At 63.0% G+C, this 18726-nt stretch carries 12 protein-coding genes, 2 pseudogenes and 1 riboswitch; of the genes and pseudogenes, 9 read left to right on the top strand and 5 right to left on the bottom strand.

What is annotated here, in order from left to right; all coding sequences use genetic code 11:
* Positions 1-333 precede the first annotated feature (333 nt).
* A riboswitch (cyclic di-GMP riboswitch) is annotated at positions 334-415 on the top strand.
* Positions 416-473: 58 nt separating this feature from the next.
* Together SE15_RS07130 and dnaK are read left to right on the top strand one after the other, a co-directional pair.
* Positions 474-1847, top strand: a complete 1374-nt coding sequence (locus SE15_RS07130; RefSeq protein WP_083461786.1) for a S8 family peptidase — start codon at positions 474-476, stop codon at positions 1845-1847.
* A 211-nt stretch (positions 1848-2058) separates the two neighbouring features.
* Positions 2059-3936 (top strand): molecular chaperone DnaK, encoded by a 1878-nt coding sequence (gene dnaK / locus SE15_RS07125; protein ID WP_054521431.1) that lies wholly within the window; start codon positions 2059-2061, stop codon positions 3934-3936.
* 138 nt (positions 3937-4074) lie between these two features.
* Here the strand turns inward: dnaK and pyrH are convergent, their stop codons facing one another.
* From pyrH to SE15_RS07105, 4 genes and pseudogenes are all read right to left on the bottom strand, one after another.
* Positions 4075-4794, bottom strand: a complete 720-nt coding sequence (pyrH, locus tag SE15_RS07120) for a UMP kinase (RefSeq protein WP_054521430.1) — start codon at positions 4792-4794, stop codon at positions 4075-4077.
* 70 nt (positions 4795-4864) lie between these two features.
* The gene (tsf, locus tag SE15_RS07115; protein ID WP_054521429.1) at positions 4865-5476 is read right to left on the bottom strand and encodes a translation elongation factor Ts; all 612 of its coding nucleotides are present in this window, start codon (positions 5474-5476) and stop codon (positions 4865-4867) included.
* A gap of 222 nt (positions 5477-5698) precedes the next feature.
* Positions 5699-6439, bottom strand: a pseudogene (rpsB, locus tag SE15_RS07110) (30S ribosomal protein S2); the annotation flags it as partial.
* Between the two features lie 188 nt (positions 6440-6627).
* Positions 6628-8268, bottom strand: coding sequence for an L-lactate permease (locus SE15_RS07105; RefSeq protein ID WP_054521427.1), 1641 nt, complete (start codon positions 8266-8268; stop codon positions 6628-6630).
* A 120-nt stretch (positions 8269-8388) separates the two neighbouring features.
* Here SE15_RS07105 and SE15_RS07100 point away from each other — a divergent pair, with 120 nt between their 5' ends.
* Both SE15_RS07100 and SE15_RS07095 read left to right on the top strand, forming a co-directional pair.
* Positions 8389-11103, top strand: a complete 2715-nt coding sequence (locus SE15_RS07100) for a PEP/pyruvate-binding domain-containing protein (protein WP_054521426.1) — start codon at positions 8389-8391, stop codon at positions 11101-11103.
* 130 nt (positions 11104-11233) lie between these two features.
* On the top strand, positions 11234-13087 hold the full coding sequence (locus SE15_RS07095) for an aldehyde ferredoxin oxidoreductase family protein (protein ID WP_054521425.1): 1854 nt from the start codon (positions 11234-11236) through the stop codon (positions 13085-13087).
* Between the two features lie 80 nt (positions 13088-13167).
* On the opposite strand, the gene SE15_RS07090 is transcribed toward SE15_RS07095, so the two are convergent.
* Positions 13168-13998, bottom strand: a complete 831-nt coding sequence (locus tag SE15_RS07090; RefSeq protein ID WP_054521424.1) for a type II CAAX endopeptidase family protein — start codon at positions 13996-13998, stop codon at positions 13168-13170.
* Positions 13999-14364: 366 nt separating this feature from the next.
* On the opposite strand from SE15_RS07090, the gene SE15_RS07085 reads away from it, so the two are divergent.
* The 5 genes and pseudogenes from SE15_RS07085 to rbsB all read left to right on the top strand — a co-directional run.
* Positions 14365-15366, top strand: coding sequence for a LacI family DNA-binding transcriptional regulator (locus SE15_RS07085; protein ID WP_054521423.1), 1002 nt, complete (start codon positions 14365-14367; stop codon positions 15364-15366).
* Complete coding sequence (rbsK, locus tag SE15_RS07080) at positions 15363-16280, top strand: ribokinase (RefSeq protein WP_054521422.1); 918 nt, start codon at positions 15363-15365, stop codon at positions 16278-16280. The genes SE15_RS07085 and rbsK overlap by 4 nt, the downstream gene beginning before the upstream one ends.
* Positions 16277-16672 carry a D-ribose pyranase gene (gene rbsD / locus SE15_RS07075; protein ID WP_054521421.1) on the top strand — a complete coding sequence of 132 codons (396 nt, stop codon included), beginning with the start codon at positions 16277-16279 and terminating at the stop codon, positions 16670-16672. Before rbsK ends, rbsD begins: the two co-directional genes overlap by 4 nt.
* Before the next feature lie 20 nt (positions 16673-16692).
* On the top strand, positions 16693-17658 hold the full coding sequence (locus SE15_RS07070) for an ABC transporter permease (protein ID WP_083461784.1): 966 nt from the start codon (positions 16693-16695) through the stop codon (positions 17656-17658).
* A gap of 117 nt (positions 17659-17775) precedes the next feature.
* Positions 17776-18696: pseudogene (gene rbsB, locus SE15_RS14910) on the top strand (ribose ABC transporter substrate-binding protein RbsB); the annotation flags it as partial.
* Positions 18697-18726 lie beyond the last annotated feature (30 nt).

Here is an 18726-nt window from a genome sequence, read left to right as displayed (position 1 = left end):
GAGTTAGCGTGGGGGTGGGGGAGGGTGTGGAGGTGGCGAGGGTGCAGGCCAGAAGGGCCCCCAGCGCCGCACCCAGCCCCAGCAGGGTGCGCACGCGGGGCAGTCGCCGCGGCACACGGAGCATCGGGCGTAACTTGACCATGGGCACCTCCGTAACGTTGGGCGCGCGGTTGCGCGGCCCGGAGGGCGGGGAGGTGGGCGAAGGCGGCCAGGCCGCTTTGCCCTCATTATAATAGGGGAAGAGGGCAAATTTCACCCTGCCCAACCGCTTGCCAATTTCACGGCCGGGCTTAAAATTTAAGGTGCATCACTCTCCATTTCAACCTTTCTCTCCGCCCGAAACGGCAAACCCATCGCGAGATGGGGGCGCAAAGTCATGGACCTGCGGGCGCCCGCAGGCCGCCAGACTGCCGAAGGCGACACCCTCGGCAGTTTTGTTTTTCCCATCCATTTCTCAAAAAGGAGGTGTCGTGATGAGACGTTCGTTGCTTTACGTAGTATTGATGCTGGCCCTGGCGCTCAGCAGTCTGGGCACGATGGGCGCCAGCGACAACCGCACCCTCGGGATCAACGTCCTGCTCAAGGGCGAGGTGACCGATGCGGTGCTGGCCGACCTGGGGCAGTACGGCAAGGTGCGCGATGTGATCTACGAGATCCATGCGGTGACCCTGCAGGCCCGTGCCCGCGACCTGGAGACCATCCGCGCCCTGCCCTACGTGGCCGCGGCCAACCCGGATGCCGAGCGCACCGGCGCGCCGATTGATACCGTGGCCGTGGAGGATTTTACCGATGGCCTGAGCACCTGGAACCTGGATGCCATCAATGTGACCGACATTGGCTTCAACAATCGCCAGGTGGCTTATGACGGCACGGGCGTGTACGTGGCCGTGCTGGATACCGGCCTGCTGGATTCGTGGCGGCAGTACTTCCCGCAGGAGCGCATCGCCACCCAGTACGCCATTTCCTTCGGTGGGGGTGGGGGTGAGCAGGGGTACGTCTCCAGCCAGCCCAACAAGTGGGAGCACGACCAAAATTCGCACGGTACCCACGTGACCTCGACCATCATCGGCTACAGCCTGCGCGGCACGCCCATCAACGGGGTGGCTCCCAAGGCCACCATCATCCCGGTCAAGGTGCTCAATCAGAACGGCTCGGGGTGGTCCTCGGTGGTGGCGCGCGGCATCGTTTACGTGGCGGATTTGAAGGCCGGCCCGCTCAAGGACTACCCGGTGGTGATCAACATGTCGCTGGGCGGCCCGGAACTGGATGCGGTGGAAAAGGCGGCCATTGATTACGCCATCTCCCAGGGGGTGATCCTCGTGGCTTCGGCGGGCAATTCCGGCGCGGCGGGCATGGGCTACCCCGGCGCCTATGAACCGGTCATCTCGGTGGCGGCCTCCGGCTGGGTTGGGGAATGGACACCGCTGGGCAACCGCGCTTGGTGGTATAACCGGAACGTCCCCGATCCGACCAACCCGGCTGATTTCTACATCACCGATTTCTCCAGCCGCGAACTGCCGGGCCAGGACCTGGATGTGGCCGCGCCCGGCTCGTGGGTGGTGGGGCCGTACCAACTGCAGAGCGGCAAGACCTCGTACTACTTCCTCGGCGGCACGAGCATGGCCAGCCCGCACGTGGCCGGCATTGTGGCGCTGATGGCGCAGAAGTACAATAATCTGACCCCTGCCCAGACGGAAAGCATCCTGGAGAGTACGGCGATTTACCTCGCTCCCGGCTGCCGCAATATTTATACCCCCTACGGCACCACTGAGGAGGTGTGCTGGGATGAGTATGCCACCGGTGCCGGCCTGGCGACGGCCGATGCGGCTCTGGCGGCAACGCCCTGATCTGACAACTGCGGCGTGAACGGCAGTGGCTGGCCCGTCGGGAAGCCCCCGGCGGGTCAGTTGCTTTAAATACCGGGCGGGGCAAGGTGGTGGGCGGTTTCCAACAAAATATCAATCTGACGTTAATAAAATTCTTGCAATCTTGGGGTATGGTATAGGACGAAGCACTTATGCCACATGGATCCTAAACCACAAGAAAGGAGAATCACCTATGGGAAAGGTTATTGGTATTGATCTGGGTACCACCAACAGCGTGGTCGCTGTGATGGAGGGAGGCGAGCCGGTGGTGATCACCACGGCCGAAGGGTCGCGCCTGTGTCCTTCGGTGGTGGCGTTCACCAAGACGGGCGAACGCCTGGTCGGCATTCCGGCCAAGCGCCAGGCCATCATCAACCCCGAAAACACCGTTTACTCCATCAAGCGCTTCATGGGCCGCCGCTTTGAAGAGGTGGAGCAGGAGCGCAAGATGGTGCCGTATCAGGTGGTGCGCGGGCCGGCCGGCGATGCGCGCGTGCGCATTCCCGTCACCGGGCGCGAGTACACACCGCAGGAAATCTCGGCCATGATCCTGGCCAAACTGAAGGCGGATGCCGAGGCGTACTTGGGCGAGCCGGTGACGCAGGCAGTTATCACCGTCCCGGCCTACTTCAACGACAGCCAGCGCCAGGCGACCAAAGATGCGGGGAAGATCGCCGGGCTGGAGGTCCTGCGCATCATCAACGAGCCGACCGCGGCCGCGCTGGCCTACGGTCTGGATAAGAAGAAAAACGAGAAAATCCTGGTCTGGGACCTGGGTGGCGGCACGTTTGATGTCTCCATCCTGGAGGTGGGTGAAGGCGTCTTTGAGGTCAAATCCACCAGTGGCGATACGCACCTGGGCGGCGACGACTGGGACCAGCGCATCGTCAACTGGGCGGTGGAAGAGTTCATGAAGGAGCACGGGATTGACCTGCGCCAGGACCGCCAGGCCCTGCAGCGCCTGCGCGAGGCAGCGGAGAAGGCCAAGATCGAACTTTCCAGCATGATGGAGACGGAGATCAACCTGCCCTTCATCACCGCCGATGCCAGCGGGCCCAAGCACCTGCAACTGCGCCTGACCCGCGCCCGCTTTGAGCAGATGACCAAAGACCTGCTCGAGCGCTGCATCGGGCCGTTTGAGAACGCCCTGCGGGATGCCAACCTGCGCCCCGACCAGTTGGATGAGGTCATCTTGGTGGGTGGCGCCACCCGCATGCCGATGGTGCAGGACCTGGTGCGCCGCCTGACCGGCAAAGAACCCAACAAGAGCGTTAACCCGGATGAGGTGGTGGCCATCGGGGCGGCCATTCAGGCCGGCGTGCTCTCCGGCCAGGTCAAGGACATCCTGCTGCTGGATGTGACGCCGCTCTCGCTGGGTGTGGAGACGCTGGGCGGTGTGATGACGGTGATCATCGAGCGCAACACCACCATCCCGGTGCGCCGCTCGCAGATCTTCTCCACGGCAGAAGACAACCAGACCGCGGTGGACATCCACGTCCTGCAGGGTGAGCGCCCCATGGCGGCGGATAACATCAGCCTGGGCCGCTTCCGCCTGGATGGCATCCCACCTGCACCGCGCGGTGTGCCGCAGATTGAGGTGACCTTCGACATTGATGCCAACGGCATCCTCAACGTCTCGGCGCGCGATAAGGCGACCGGGCGCGAGCAGAAGGTGACCATCACCGCGACGACCAACCTCTCCAAGGAGGAGATCAACCGCCTGATCGAAGAGGCGCGCAAGCACGAAGCCGAAGACCGGCGTCGCCGCGAACTGGCGGAGGCGCGCAACATTGCCGACAATGCCGTGTACCAGGTCGAGAAGACCCTGCGCGAGCGAGGTGAAGCCATTCCGGCCGACCTGCGCCGTGAGGCCGAAGAGCGCGTCAACGACCTGCGCCAGGCCATGAACGGCGATGACATCCAGCGCATCCGCAACCTGACCGAGCAGGTCAACCAGATTTACGGGCGCCTGCTGCAGGTGACGCCGCAGACGGCAACCAGCGGCGATGGTCAGACGCGGCAAACCACCCCTGAAGGGGATGTTGTCGAAGGCGAATTCCGCGAGGCCTGAGCCTCCTTCTCTCCCCCACAGCGACCCCCACCGCCCTCTTTGCCAGGGCGGTGGGTCGTTTTTTGAGGACAGAGGTAAGAAGTGAACGACTTGGGGGCTGGGGTGGGGTGGCGCCCCGCCGGGGCCGCCGCGGGCGGTCTAGCCGGCGTGCACCAGGGTGCCGCGGATCTCGCCCAGCAGGGAGAGGCGCAGGGCCTCCGGGTCCCACAGGTTGAGCACCAGGATGGGCAGTTTGTTTTCCATGCACAGGCTGATGGCGGTGCTGTCCATCACTTCCAGGCGGCGGTTGAGCGTTTCGATGTAGGTCAGGCGGTCGAACTTGACCGCGTTGGGGTTGCGTTTGGGGTCGCTGTCGTAGACGCCGTCCACCTTGGTGGCTTTGATCAGCACATCGGCGTTGATTTCCATGGCGCGCAGGGCGGCGGCGGTATCGGTGGAGAAGTAGGGGTTGCCGGTGCCCCCGCCGAAGATGACCACGCGCCCTTTTTCGAGGTGGCGGATGGCGCGGCGGCGGATGTAGGGTTCGGCGACGGCGTGCATTTCGATGGCCGACTGCACGCGCACCACCACCCCCAGGCGCTCCAGCGCATCCATCAGGGCCAGGGCGTTCATCACCGTGGCCAGCATGCCCATGTAATCGGCGGTGGCGCGATCCATGCCGGCTTCCAGGCCCACGCGCCCGCGCCACAGGTTGCCCGCCCCGATGACGATGGCCACATCCACGCCCATCTCGCGCACCTCGCGGATGCGCTGGGCAATATCATCGGCGGCTTTGGGGTCAATGCCATATTCCTGCGGCCCGGCCAGGGCCTCGCCGCTCAGTTTGAGCAGAATACGGCGGTACTTGAGTTCGCTCATTGTTTCAATCACCTCCACACGTTAGAGAAAGAGGCCAACCCGTTCAGGTTGGCCTCTTTCAAATGGCGGGTTACGCCGTTTCGGTCGTTTCTCCGAGTGCCCAACGTACGAAGCGCCGGATGACAATGTTTTCACCCAGGGCCACGCGCACGTCGTTGAGCAGGTCCTGAATGGTCAGGCTCTCGTCACGGATGTAGCGCTGGCGCAGCAGTACGGTCTCGTCTTTGAATTTGGTCAGCGCACCCTCGACAATGCGGGGGATGATGTGCTCGGGCTTGCCTTCTTCGCGCGCCTTGGCGGCGGCAATTTGGGCCTCGTGATCGAGCACTTCCTGGGGAATATCCTCCTCGCGGATGTAGAGGGGGGCGCTGGCGGCGATTTGGAGCGCCAGTTCATGGGCGAAGTGGCGGAATTTCTCGCTCTTGCCGACGAAGTCGGTCTCGCAGTTGACTTCCACCATCACGCCCACGCGCCCGTTGCCGTGGGAGTACAGTTCAATCACGCCCTCAGAGGCTTTGCGATCGGCGCGCTTGGCCGCCGAAGCAAGCCCCTTCTCGCGCAGGATGTCCACCGCTTTTTTGAAGTCGCCATCGGCCTGCTCCAGGGCCTTGCGGCAATCCAGGATGCCGGCGTTGGTCGCCTCGCGGAGTTGCTTAATCATCTCGGTGGTAATGGTTGCCATACGTTCTTGTCCTCTCAGCCAGAAATTTACGCTTGATTGCCAGGGTCAGGATCAGGCCTCTTCTTCATCCTCGGCCTCGATCTCCTCAATCTCTTCGAGTTCTTCCTCAAGGTCCTCGTCCTCGATGACCTTGCGGACGGGGCGGCTCAGTTTGGCCAGGGTGGCCTCGCCGAGCAGGTCCTCATCGGTGACCTCTTCTTCCTCAATTACCGAGTAGCGCGCGGCGGGGGTGAGCAGAATTTCGGGCTGTGCCTCTTCTTCAACCGCCTCTTCCTTGCGCAGGGCTTTGCCCTCGAGCACGGCATCGGCGATCTTACCGACCAGCAGTTTGATGGCGCGGATGGCATCGTCGTTGGAGGGGATGACGTAGTCCACGCCGCGCGGATCGCAGTTGGTATCCACCAGCGCGATCACCGGGATGTTCTTGAGGTTGGCCTCGTGCACCGCAGTGGCCTCACGGCAGACATCCACCACGAAAAGCAGGTCGGGAAGGCGCTTGAGGGTGCGCAGACCGCTGAGGCGTTTTTCCAAACGCACGATTTCGCGCTCGATGAGCAGGCGCTCTTTCTTGGTGCGGGCCTGCAGTTCGCCGCTATCGCGCATCTTTTCCAGGCGGTCCAGTTCGAGGATGCGCTGGTAGATGGTGATCCAGTTGGTCAGGGTGCCGCCCAGCCAGCGCTCGGTGACGTAAGGCATGCCGCAGCGCTGGGCCTCTTCGCGGATGGTATCTTGGGCCTGGCGCTTGGTGCCGACGAAGAGGACGATGCCGCCCTTGGCGACCGTTTCCACCACGACCTTGTAGGCTTCGTTGAGGGCCTTGACGGTTTGCTGGAGGTCAATGATGTGGATGCCGTTGCGCTCGGTGAAGATGTACGGGCGCATTGCCGGGTGCCACTTGTTGGTGCGATGGCCGAAATGGACACCGCTTTCGAGGAGGGCTTTCATGGAGATGACACTAGCCATTTACAGAAACTCCTTTCGTTTGGCGTTATTTCCTCCGCGGCTTCTTCCCGTCCCCCAACCCCGCTGGGGCACGCCAGGGACGGTCCGACCGCGTGAGAGATGGATGGCTACCCTGGGCGGATAGCCGTCCAAGTATAACACAGGTTTTTGCAAATCGTCCAGTTTAAAAAACGGAAAACGGCCGGGGTTCAGAACAGCAAGCGGGTCACGCTCCAGCCCAGGATGCCGGCCCAAAGAATGTAATAAAGCATGGGGATCAGGGTCAGGCGGATGATGGCGCCTTCTTTGCCGCTCAGCCCCACCAGTGAGGCTGCCGCCACCACGTTCAGCACACAGACCATGTTACCGGCGTTGGCGCCGAGAGCCTGCAGGGCCAGGATGATCAGCGCCGGCACATTGACTTCAGCGGCCACGCTCACCTGGAAGAGCGAGAACATCATGTTGCTGAAGGTGGCGCTGCCTGCCAGAAAGGAGCCCAAACTGCCAATGGCAGGGGCGGCCAGCGGCCAGGCAGTCCCCATCAGCCGGGCCGCCTGGTAGGCCAGTTCGACCGGCATGCTTTCCAGCCCCAGCGCATTGACGCCGGAATTGATGAAGATGCGCACCATGGGCAGCGCGGCTCCCAGGGCAATTGCACTGCCGACCAGGCGCCGGGCGGCAGCGCCGAACAACTGGCCCCAAGTTGCCGCGGGCAGGCGAAAGAGCGCGAATGAGAGCACCGCCGTGGCCACAAACATGGTGCCCGGCAGGTACAGGAGTTCGAGAGAGGTGCTGATGGGGGTGCCCAGTAGATTGTTGAAGTGCAGGGCCTGGCTCTGAAGGAAGGACTTGAACGGCAAGGCAGGCAAACGGGTGAGAACCAGGAGCAGGGTCAAGAAGAGGTAGGGCAGCCAGGCCTTGAGCAGTGAGTGAGAGGAGGGCAAGGTGGTCGGAGGGGAGACGTGCTTGGGAAACTGCCAGGTGGTTTTGGGGAGCAGGAAGCCGCGCTGTGCGGCGGGAATGACGATGAGCATCCCGAACAGCCCGCCGAGCAGGGAAGGAAATTCCGGGCCCAGCCAGTGGGCCACCAGGAAGGCGGGGAGCAGAAAACTGGCCCCGGCAAAGAGGGCAAATCGCCACATGGCCAGCCCCTCCTTCCAGGAGCGGTTGGGGCCGAAAAAGCGTGTCAGCAGCAGCACCTGGATGAGAGGGATGAACAAACCCACGCCGAGGTCCATCTGGATTGCGTATTCGCCCACTCGCTGGATGATCTCGGCTGATGAGGCGTTGGGCAGCGCTTGGGCCACCACGGGCGCCAGTTGTTCCCCCACCTGCAGGCCGCGCCCCATGCCGATGAGCAGGGGGGTTCCCAGAGCGCCGAAGGTGACCGGGCTGCTGTTGGCGGTGAGGGCCAGCACGACCGCCGCCAGGGGCGGAAAGCCCAGGGCCACCATCAGCGGTGCCGTGATGGCGGCCGGGGTGCCGAAACCGGCGGCCCCCTCGATGAAAGCGCCGAACAGCCAGGCGACGATGATGGCCTGCACGCGCTGATCGGGGGAGATGGCAAAGAACATTGCCCGGATGCGTTCCACGGCTCCGGCAGCGGTCAGCGTGTTCAGCAGGAGTACGGCGCCGAAGAGGATCCATAAGATTGAGATGGAGATGATCAGGCCTTCGAGGGCAGAGGCGGCGATGTAAAGTGCGGGCATGCGCCAGATGGCGAAGGCGGTGAGTGCGGTGAGCCCCAGACTCAGCGGCAGAGCGCGCTGTGCCGGCAGGCGCAAGACCACCAGCAGAATCAGAATGGCTAAAATGGGGGTCAGTGCGGTCAGAAGATAAATGGCGTTCATGATGTCGCTATTTTACCAGGGTGGAGGTGAGCGTTCCCGGTGAGGGATAAGGTTGGGGGGTGGAAAAGGGCTTTGCTTTATTCTTGTAAAATGGAATGAAGATCACGATGCGAGGTGCCTGTGCTCTATCTACTGCCTTTCTCTTCCCCCGAGGCTCTGCGCCTGGAACTCAGCGGTGGCAAAGGCGCGAATCTGGCCCGCCTGAGCCAGGCGGGTTTGCCCGTTCCGCCGGGGGTCATCCTGAGCACCGGGGCATACCGCGAATTCGTGCGCCTCAACCGCCTGGAGGAGGTGCTGAAGCCGGCCCTGCAGGCCGAAGCTGCTACGCCTCCCGAAGCCCTGGAGGCGCTCTCGGCGACGATTCGTCAGGCCTTCCAGGCGGCTCTGCTTCCGCCGGCAGTGGCTGAGGCCATCCTGGCCTGGTATCGGCAGGCCGGGCAGCCCACCCTGGCAGTGCGCTCTTCGGCGACCACGGAGGACCTGCCGGGGCTTTCGTTTGCCGGTCAGCAGGATACCTTTCTCAACGTAGTGGGGGAAGAGGCCCTGCTCAAGGCCGTGGTGGGATGCTGGGCCAGTCTGTGGACGGCCCGTGCGATGGGTTATCGTCTCTACCACGGCATTCCTCAGCATGATCTGGCGCTGGCCGTGGTCCTGCAAGAAATGGTCCCTAGCCAGGTGGCGGGGGTAATGTTCACGGCCAACCCGCTCACAGGAGAGCGCCGGGAGGTGGTGATCAATGCGGCGTTTGGGCTGGGCGAGGCGCTGGTCTCGGGGCGGGTGGAGCCGGATGAATATCGCGTGCGCATGGCGCCCCCGCAGGTGGTGGGCCGGCAGTTAGGACGGAAGGCGCCCCTGACCGCCGATAAGACGGAGAGCGCGGTGCCGGGTGCTCCGGTGCAGGCCCTGCCGGATGCAGATATCCTGGCCCTGGCGCAACTCGGCAAGCAGATTGAGGCACTCTACCGCTTCCCTCAGGACATCGAGTGGGCCTGGGTTGAGGGCACGTTCTACATCCTCCAGTCGCGCCCGATCACAGCCCTGTACCCCCTGCCGGAAGGACTGCCGGAACAGCCGTTGCAGGTGCTCTTTTCGCTGGGGGCGGTGCAGGGGATGTTGGACCCCATCACGCCGCTGGGGCGCGAGTTCATCCTGCAATTGCTGATCGCCGGGGGGCGCTTGCTGGGTTACCGACTCACACCGGCCACCCAGCGCGCGGTGTGGGTGGCCGGAGAGCGCCTGTGGCCCAACCTGACCCCGCTTCTGCACACACGGATCGGCAGGCGCGTGGTGCCGGTAATGCTGGGGCTGGTAGAGCCCTCCGCCCGGCGGGTGGTGCTGGATCTGCTGGAAGATGCGCGCATTGGGTGGAATGCGCCGCTGCGCTTTTCCACCCGCCTGCGCCTGGTGCGCTTGGCCCTGCCGTTATTGGGGCACATCTTGCTGAATCTGATCGCGCCGGAACGACGCCGGGAGGCCGTCCTGGCGCGCTTTGAAGGGCTGCTTGCCGGGCTGGAAGCCGAACTGGCGCGCCTGCCCCAACCGCCTCTGGCGCGCTTGGCGGCGCTGGTGGAGGGGTTTCTGCGCGTTTTCCGCCGGCTGCCGGGGGAGGCGCGCCGGCTTGTTGCGGTGGTGGCAACCGGAATCGGCAGTTTGAACCTGCTGCGCGGGCTGGTTGCGTGCATTCCCGAGGGAACATTGGGACGCCCCCGCTCGGCCTGGGATGAGGACGTGCTCATGCTGACCCGCGCGCTGCCGCATAACCCCACCACCCTCATGGACCTGAGTCTGTGGGAGGTGGCCCAGGCACTGCGCCAAAATCCGGCGGCGCGTGCAGAGATTGAGCGCCAGACTCCCGCGGCGCTGGTGGCGGCATACCAGGCCAGCCACCTGCATGCCGAGACCCGGCAACGGGTTGGGGAGTTTCTGGCGCGCTACGGGCGGCGTGGTTGGGCTGAGTTTGACCTGGGGCGGCCGCGCTGGAATGAGGATCCCACTTACGTGTTTGAGGTGCTTAAAACCTATTTGAGCCTGCCGGAAGGAGCGCTCTCGCCTGCCCAAACCTTTGCACAGGGCGAGGTGCTGGCTCAGCAGGCCCTCGCGCGTCTGGAAGCCGGAATACGCCTCACCCCAGGGGGATGGCTGAAGGTGCATCTTGTGCGCTTCCTGGCGCGCCGCGTGCGTGCCCTGATGGGCATGCGCGAGTACCCCAAGTTCTTTATGGTGCGGGCGATGGGGGCCTTCCGTGAGGTCTTCCTTGCCGTGGGTCAGGCGCTTTGCGCTCAGGGGTATCTGGAGCAGGCGGATGATGGGGTGTTCCTCACCCTGGAGGAATTGCGCGAGTTCGCCCGGCGGCCAGAAGATCCAACCTGGGGGGAACGGATTCGCCAGCGTCGGGAGGCCTTTGAGCGTGAGCGGCGTCGCCGTCAGGTGCCGCGCCTCTTGCTCAGCGATGGGCGCGCCTTCTACGCGGGCATGGATCAAGCAGAAGAGGGCACACCCACCCTGTGGGGCAGTCCGGTCTCGCCGGGGATGGCTGAGGGCCGAGTGCGGGTGGTGCTGGACCCCCGCACAGCGGGCTTGCAGCCGGGCGAAATTTTGGTGTGCCCGGGTACCGATCCGAGTTGGACGCCGCTCTTCCTTTCGGCAGGTGGGCTGATCATGGAAGTGGGCGGCATGATGACCCACGGGGCGGTAGTGGCGCGGGAGTACGGCCTGCCGGCGGTGGTGGGTGTGGATCGGGCCACCCAACGCCTGCGCACCGGCCAGCGGGTGCGGCTCAACGGCTCGACCGGGCGGATTGATCTTCTGCCGGAAGAGGGCGAGCCGGCGTCCTGAACTTCGGGCCGGGTTTTTCGGTGGCGGGAGATCACGCAGGCGTAGATTCTCGCCTTGCGCGGGTTGCTCATTAATTTGATTTATGTAAAATGATAGATAATCTTAATATTTTTCCAGGGAGGGGAGTGCTATGAACCAGAGCATGCTGTGGGTGGACCTTTCAAAGCAGGAGATTCAGAGCCGGCCGATCCCCATCGAATGGGTCAATGATTACGTGGGTGGGGAAGGCGTGGCGGCGCGTTTGTTCTGGGACTTGATGGTGCCGGAGGCCGAGGGCACCGACCCGCGCCAGCCCATGATCTTTGCCGCGGGTCCGCTGAGCGGTACCCTGGCGCCGTGCAGTGGCCGCACGTGTGTGGTCTTCCGCTCGCCGGCAACCCGGACAATCGGCGTGAGCAATGCAGGGGGTGATTTCTCCATGGCCATGCGTCGCGCCGGCTGGGATCTCATCACCATTGTGGGCAAGGCCGATCATCCGGTATATTTGTTCATTGATGATGACCGGGTCGAGATTCGAGACGCTGGCGATCTGTGGGGGAAGACCGTCAGCCAGACCGAGGACCTTCTCAAAGAACGCCTGGGCCTGAACGGGGTGGAAATTGCCTCCATCGGGCCGGCGGGTGAGCATGGGGTGATGTTTGCCAGCATTATGACCGACAAGTACCGTGCGTTTGGACGCGGCGGAGCCGGGGCAGTCATGGGGGCCAAGAACCTGAAAGCAATCGTAATTCACGGCACTCACAAGATCCCCGTGGCTGACCCCGAAGCATTTAAGCAGGCTGCCCTGGCCGCCCGCGAGGAACTGTTTAGCGAGGCGTTCGTTCGCGATGAACTGCATCCCTACGGCACACCTTCGTTCTATGATGCCATCAACGCACTGGGCATTCTGCCGACCAAGAACTGGCAGTACACTACCTTCCCCGATTCGGTGGGCAAATTAACCTACCAGGCCTACCATGAGCAATTGGAGGTCAAATCCAAAGCTTGCTTCAACTGCGCGATTGCTTGTGGCCGCTACACGCGCATCAAGGAAGGTCCCTTTGCCGGGATGGAGGGAGGCGGCCCTGAATATGAGACGCTGGCGGCATTTGGCAGCAAATTGCTGGTTACCGATCTGAATGCCATCGTTGCGGCCAACCACCTGAGCAACGATTTTGGCCTGGATGTCATTTCCACCGGGCAGGTGCTGGCCACCGCCATGGAATGGTACGAGAAGGGCATCCTGACCCCTGCTATGACCGAGGGGGTGAAACTGGAGTGGGGCAACGGCGAGGCTGTAGTGGAGATGGTCAAGCGCATTGCCTACCGCCAGGGCATCGGCGATCTGCTGGCCCAGGGCGTCAAACGGGCTGCCGAGCAATTGGGCGGCGAAGCGGCGGAAGCCGCCATGCATGTCAAGGGGCTGGAAATGCCGTCAGATGGTGTGCATGCCAGCAAGGGCGAGGCCGTGGTGCACGCAACCGCTGCACGCGGTGCAGATCACCTGCGCCCATATGCCTCGGCTATTGACGCATTTGGGTACCGTGATGAGGACCTGGGCATTGTGGGAGAAATTGATTACCTGGAAGATGGTAATAAGTGGTGGATCAAGCCATTCCAGGAACTTTCCATGGCCACCAACATGCTGGGGGTGTGCTTGTTTGCCTCCATCACGCTGGCGATTAAGGCCTCGACATGGGCGAAGTTGCTTTCCCTGGCCTGGGGCAAGGAGGTGAGCAAATCGGATTTGCTGCTGGCGGCCGAACGTGTGATCAACCTGGAGCGGATGATCAACGCCCGCCTGGGCTTCGACCGTAAGGACGATACCCTGCCCAAGCGTTTCCTGAGCGAACCCGCGCCAGATGGCCGCGGCGCCGGGCAGGTGGTGGATCTCAAGAAGGCGCTGGATAGCTACTTTGAGGCGATGGGCTGGGATTTGCAGACCGGTCTGCCGACACCCGAAAAACTGCACAGCCTGGGGCTGGATTTCGTGATCGCGCATTAGACGGGCGCATGCCCATCCACTTGGGCAATCCGCAAAATCTCGGAGGGGGCGTTCCCACCCTGTTTATGGGGTGGGAACGCTTATTCCTTCTCAAGGCGCCGGAGTGAGTTCAGGTGCGCGGTTTTATCGCCTGCCAGCACCACCCCGACCCCAATTGCCAGCAAGAGAACGGTGCAGGCGAGCAGGGTGGCGTTGATGGTCATTGAGGGCAGAAAAACCCAAATGGAGGCGTTCATCGCGGCGTGAAAGAGCATCGTTGCCAGCACAGATCCCTGGGTGCGGTTGTAAATCCAAGTGAATAATATGGAGACCAGGATGAACTCCAGGGAGAGGGCGAGAAAAAGCAGGGGGTCTTGGGTCATAAATTTTCCCGGGATGAAGACCAGAGGTAAGTGCCACAGCCACCACAGCACTCCGACCACCAGGCTGGCGCCGAGGGGAGAAAACCGCCTTTGCAAGCGTGGCAGGGCGTAGCCGCGCCAGCCCAATTCCTCCTGGAAGGGGCCGGCGGTGAAGAGGATGACCAGGAAACCGATCAGAGCGTAAGGCGGATTGGAAAGGATGGAGCGATCAAGAGGCGTAGCCCCCATCAGGATGCTGCCCAGAACCCCACCCCCAAAGATTAGCAGGGGGAGCAAAAGCGTGGGCAGGAGCCAGATGGCATTAAAGCGCAGGTGAAGGGAGTCGCGCAACCACCTGAGAGTTTCTTTCCGGCCGCCAAAGGTCAGCCTCAGCGCAAGAGCGGCGATTAGGGGGCCGAACGCGGCGGGGTTGAACGGGCCGGAGAGGAATTGGAGGAGAGCAGGGGGCAGGGGCACGCCCCAGGCGGCCACGGCTTCGGGAATCCAGAACCCCCATGAGAGGGCATAAGCCAGACCAAAAAACCAAAATAGAGGTGGACGAGTTTTCATTTTGGGATCCTCGCGGTTGGCTGGGCAGATGGCGTGGCATGGGAGGATGAGAAAAAGGGAACCGCCTCAGGGGGAATTGGGCGGGGACGGTGCACCAAGCGAGGGTAAACAGCGTAGCGCGAGCCGTTTTTTCTGCGTCCTGTCCTGCCACACAGGGATGGGGGGTTCGCCGGGGCGCCGATCTGGAAGATGAAGGGGTGAGGCCGGTGCAAGATGCTCATTCGGCATCTCCGGGACCCCCTGAGTTAAGATGATCATACCTTAAAAAAGCGTTTTCCCGATTGACTTTGGCCGATCAATTTGCTATACTGTCTTTAGCAAACGTTTGCGCAAAGGTTTGCGCAATCCTTTTCGGAGCCGTGCCTTATGCCCACCATTCGTGAAGTGGCCGCGCGTGCCGGCGTTTCCCCGACCACCGTTTCTCACGTGATCAACAACACCCGCTTCGTCTCGCCCGAAGCGCGTGAGCGTGTTCTGCAAGCCATGGAGGAATTGGGTTACCGGCCCAATGTCCTGGCGCGCTCGCTGCGCCGCGGCGAAACGCGCACTTTGGGGCTCATCCTGCCCGACAGCGCAAACCCCTTCTTCGCCGAGATCGCTCGTGCCATCGAGGATGCGGCTTTTCACGAGGGCTACAATGTGATCCTTGGCAACAGCGAGAACGAACTGGAAAAAGAGCGCCTATATGTGGACGTGCTGATCACCAAGCAGGTGGATGGGCTGATTTTTGTGGCCGCAGGCGACCGTAGCCAGTCCCTGGAAGACCTGGTGGGCCGCGGCGTGCCCGTGGTGGTTGTGGACCGGCAGCTCATCGCCCTGGAGGTGGATACGGTGCTTGCCGATAACCTGCAGGGCGGTCTGCTGGCCACCCGCCACCTGATCCGTCTGGGGCATCGCCGGCTTGGGTGCATCACCGGTCCTTCTCACCTCACCCCCAGCGCCCAGCGGGTGATCGGCTACCGGCAGGCGCTGGTGGAGGCGGGGCTGCCGGTTGATGAGGACCTGATCGTACGGGGCGATTTCTCCCCCCGTTCGGGATACCTGGCGACGCGGCGGCTCTTCACCCTTGCGCACCCCCCCACGGCAATTTTTGCCTGCAACGACATGATGGCCATTGGTGCCTTGCGCGCCCTGGCCGAATTGGGACGGCGCGTCCCCGAGGAAGTGGCCGTGGTCGGGTTTGACGACATCGAACTGGCCTCCTACACCACGCCGCCTCTGACCACGGTCCGCCAGGATAAGGTGGCGCTGGGTCGGGCGGCGGTGCAATTACTGCTCGAACGCATTGCCGATCGCCGCTTGCCGGCGCGGCGGCAGGTCATTCCGACGACTTTGATCGAACGGGAGACAACGCGGAGGGTAGCATGAGCGGAACGGTTGTGATTGTGGGCAGTTTGAATATGGACCTGGTGGTGCGGGCGCCGCGTCACCCCCAACCCGGTGAAACCATCATTGGCAGTGATTTTCAGACCTTCCCGGGGGGCAAGGGCGCCAACCAGGCCGTGGCCGTGGCGCGCCTGGGGGGCAGGGTGCGCATGATTGGACGGGTGGGCCAGGATGCCTTTGGTGAGGCACTCCTGGCCACGGTGGCCCGGGATGGGGTGGATACCACCTTTATCCGCCGTGACCCCGAGGCCCCCACCGGCGTGGCGCTGATCACCTTGGATGCCGCGGGGCAGAACACCATTGTGGTGGCGTCGGGGGCTAACTGGCGTGTCTCGGCACAGGATGTGCAGGCGGCGGAGGCCGCCTTTGAGGGGGCGGATGTCTTGTTGATGCAATTGGAATGCCCGTTAGACGCTGTGGAAGCCGCGACCGATCTGGCGCACCGCTACGGGTTGCGCGTGGTGCTCAATCCGGCGCCGGCGCGGGAACTGCCGGCGACCCTGCTGGCACGTGTGGACTACCTGCTACCTAACCAGCACGAACTGACCTTGCTCGCCGGCGGCGAAACCGACCGTGAGGCCGCCATCCGCGCGGTGCAGGCGATGGGCGCGCGACACTTGGTGGTCACGCTGGGCGAGGAGGGGGCTTTGCTGGCGCTGAACGGCCAGCGTGAGCACTTGCCCGCCTACAAGGTGACCGTGGTGGACACGGTGGCCGCCGGGGATGCCTTTGCGGGCGCGTTTGCTCTGGCCCTGGCCGAGGGAAAATCGGTGCGCGAAGCGGCCATCTGGGGCAACGCCGCGGGTGCGATTGCCGTTACCCGCCCGGGGGCACAGCCCTCCATGCCCCGGCGGGATGAACTCTTGCAATTCCTTGCCGAAAGGGGTCAGGCATGAAGAAAACACCTTTACTGAATGTGGCACTCTCAGAATTGATCGCCAGCCTGGGGCATGGCGATATGCTGGTCATCGGCGATGCCGGGCTGCCCATTCCGGCTGAGACCTACCGCATTGATCTGGCGTTGACACGCGGGGTGCCCGGTTTCATTGAAACCGTGCGCACGGTGCTCAGTGAGATGCAGGTGGAGCGCGTCATTGTGGCGGAGGAAACCGCGCGGGTCAGCCCCCATGTGTTGCAGGAGTTGGAGGCCTTGCTACCCGGAGTGCCTTTTGAACGGGTCAGCCATGAACTGCTGAAAGACCTGTGCGGTCGGGCGCGGGCGGTGGTGCGGACGGGGGAATTTACCCCCTATGCGAACGTGATTCTGGTGGCAGGTGTGGTGTTCTGAAGCACGGCGCGGAGCATGTTATGACGCAATCTCAGCCTGCCGCTCTCCCCATGGATCGCCGCGCTTTTGTCCAGCGCTTTGGCCTGGCCTTTTCGTTCCTGCTCCTGATGCTGGCGCTGACGCTGCTTTCGGATCGCTTTCTCACCGCTGCGAATCTCATCAACATCTTGCGTCAGGCGACCATTAACGGCATTGTCAGTGTGGGGATGACCATGGTCATCCTGACCGGCGGCATTGACCTCTCGGTGGGGTCGGTGCTGGCGCTGGCGGTCACGGTAGGGGCTTCGTTGATGAAGCAGGGGCAACCCGTGGGGGTAGCGGTGCTGGCGGCTCTGGGTCTGGGAGCCTTCCTGGGGGTGATCAACGGACTGATGATCACAAAAGTGCGCATCCCGCCTTTTATCGCCACGCTGGGCATGCTGACGGTGGCGCGCGGCCTGACTCTAATGTACACCCAGGGGCAGCCCATCACGGGTCTGCCGGCTACCTTCCGCTGGATCGGGACGGGGGTGGTGGCCGGGATTCCGGTGCCCATCCTGGTAACCGCGCTGGTTTTCCTGGTCGGGTGGCTCTTTCTCACCCGCACGCGCTACGGCGCCTATATCTACCTGCTGGGCGATAACCCCACCGCGGCACGGCTGGCGGGGGTGCCCACCGAACGCATCACCGTTCTGGTTTATGCCATTTCAGGATTCTGCGCGGCTCTGGCCGGCCTGATTCTGGTGGCGCGTTTGGATTCGGCCCAGCCCATCATCGGCCAGGGATACGAGTTCAATGCCATCGCGGCGGTGGTGGTGGGTGGGACAAGTTTTGCCGGCGGTGAGGGGGGCTTGGGTGGGACTCTGCTGGGGGCGTTGTTGATCGAGACGCTCAACAACGGCCTCAACCTGCTCAACGTTTCGCCCCTGTGGGAGCAGGTGGTCAAGGGGGTGGTGATTGCTCTGGCCCTTTTGCTGTACAAGGCGTTCAGCCCACCCTCGCGATGAGGAGGGCCTGGAAAGGAGGTTGGTAAAGAGAGAGACGATGCATCCCTTAACTATCGGCAGTAACATGTTTCTGGTTCGGTCACTTAACCTAAATTCTGAACCTAAAGGAGGAGAACTATGAAACGATTAACCTGGTTGCTCAATTTGCTGGTCCTGGCGGCGCTGGTGCTGGCCGCCTGTGCGCCGGCGACTCCGGCGGCAACCCCCACGGCGGCTCCGAGCGGTGAGATCACGCTGGGGTTGGTGCTTTCGACGCTGAACAACCCGTTCTTTGTGACGCTACGGGATGGGGCGCAGAAGGCGGCGGATGCTGCGGGGGTGAAGTTGATCGTGGTGGATGCGCAGGATGATTCGGCGAAGATGACGGCGGGGATAGAGGACCTGATCAACAAGAAGGTCTCGGCGCTGTTGATCAACCCGACCGACTCGGATGCGGTGGTGCCGGCGATTCAGAAAGCGAATGCGGCCGGGATTCCGGTGTTCACGGTAGACCGTGGGGCGAACGGTGGTGAGGTAGTGAGCCACATTGCCTCGGACAACGTAGCGGGTGGTCGGATGGCGGCGGAGTTCCTGTGCAAAGCGATTGGGGGCAAGGGGAACGTGGTAGAGTTGCAAGGGATCGCCGGGACGTCGGCGGCGCGCGATCGAGGGCAAGGGTTCAACGAGTACATGAGCCAGAACTGCAAGGAGGCGAAGATCGTAGCCCAGCAGACGGCGGACTTCAACCGGGACAAAGGGTTGAAGGTGTTTGAGAACATTCTGCAGGCCCAGCCGGAGATAGCGGGGGTGTTTGCGCACAATGATGAGATGGTGCTGGGAGCGATTCAGGCGGCAGAAGCGGCCGGGCGGACCGGGATTGTGTTTGTGGGCTTTGACGCGATTGACGATGCGGTGCAGGCGGTGAAGGAGGGCAAGTTAGCGGCGACGGTAGCGCAGCAGCCTGCGCTGATGGGGCAACTGGCGGTTGAGACGGCCGTCAAGTACCTCAAGGGCGAGAAGGTTGAAGCCTACGTGCCGGTCCCGCTCAACCTGGTGACCGCCGAATCGTTGGGTGTGACCCCGCCCAAG

This window comes from Thermanaerothrix daxensis (genome assembly GCF_001306145.1).
In the GTDB taxonomy this organism is placed as follows: Bacteria; Chloroflexota; Anaerolineae; order Anaerolineales; family Anaerolineaceae; genus Thermanaerothrix; species Thermanaerothrix daxensis.
Note: the sequence above shows the minus strand (reverse complement) of the source record. Positions and strands in the feature narration are given on the sequence as shown.

Excerpts from the sequence above, each read along its gene's own strand:
- SE15_RS07130 (WP_083461786.1), top strand. The coding sequence starts at position 474 with ATGAGACGTTCGTTGCTTTACGTAGTATTGATGCTGGCCCTGGCGCTC.
- dnaK (WP_054521431.1), top strand. The coding sequence starts at position 2,059 with ATGGGAAAGGTTATTGGTATTGATCTGGGTACCACCAACAGCGTGGTC.
- pyrH (WP_054521430.1), bottom strand. The coding sequence starts at position 4,794 with ATGAGCGAACTCAAGTACCGCCGTATTCTGCTCAAACTGAGCGGCGAG.
- tsf (WP_054521429.1), bottom strand. The coding sequence starts at position 5,476 with ATGGCAACCATTACCACCGAGATGATTAAGCAACTCCGCGAGGCGACC.
- SE15_RS07105 (WP_054521427.1), bottom strand. The coding sequence starts at position 8,268 with ATGAACGCCATTTATCTTCTGACCGCACTGACCCCCATTTTAGCCATT.
- SE15_RS07095 (WP_054521425.1), top strand. The coding sequence starts at position 11,234 with ATGAACCAGAGCATGCTGTGGGTGGACCTTTCAAAGCAGGAGATTCAG.
- SE15_RS07090 (WP_054521424.1), bottom strand. The coding sequence starts at position 13,998 with ATGAAAACTCGTCCACCTCTATTTTGGTTTTTTGGTCTGGCTTATGCC.
- SE15_RS07085 (WP_054521423.1), top strand. The coding sequence starts at position 14,365 with ATGCCCACCATTCGTGAAGTGGCCGCGCGTGCCGGCGTTTCCCCGACC.
- rbsK (WP_054521422.1), top strand. The coding sequence starts at position 15,363 with ATGAGCGGAACGGTTGTGATTGTGGGCAGTTTGAATATGGACCTGGTG.
- rbsD (WP_054521421.1), top strand. The coding sequence starts at position 16,277 with ATGAAGAAAACACCTTTACTGAATGTGGCACTCTCAGAATTGATCGCC.
- SE15_RS07070 (WP_083461784.1), top strand. The coding sequence starts at position 16,693 with ATGACGCAATCTCAGCCTGCCGCTCTCCCCATGGATCGCCGCGCTTTT.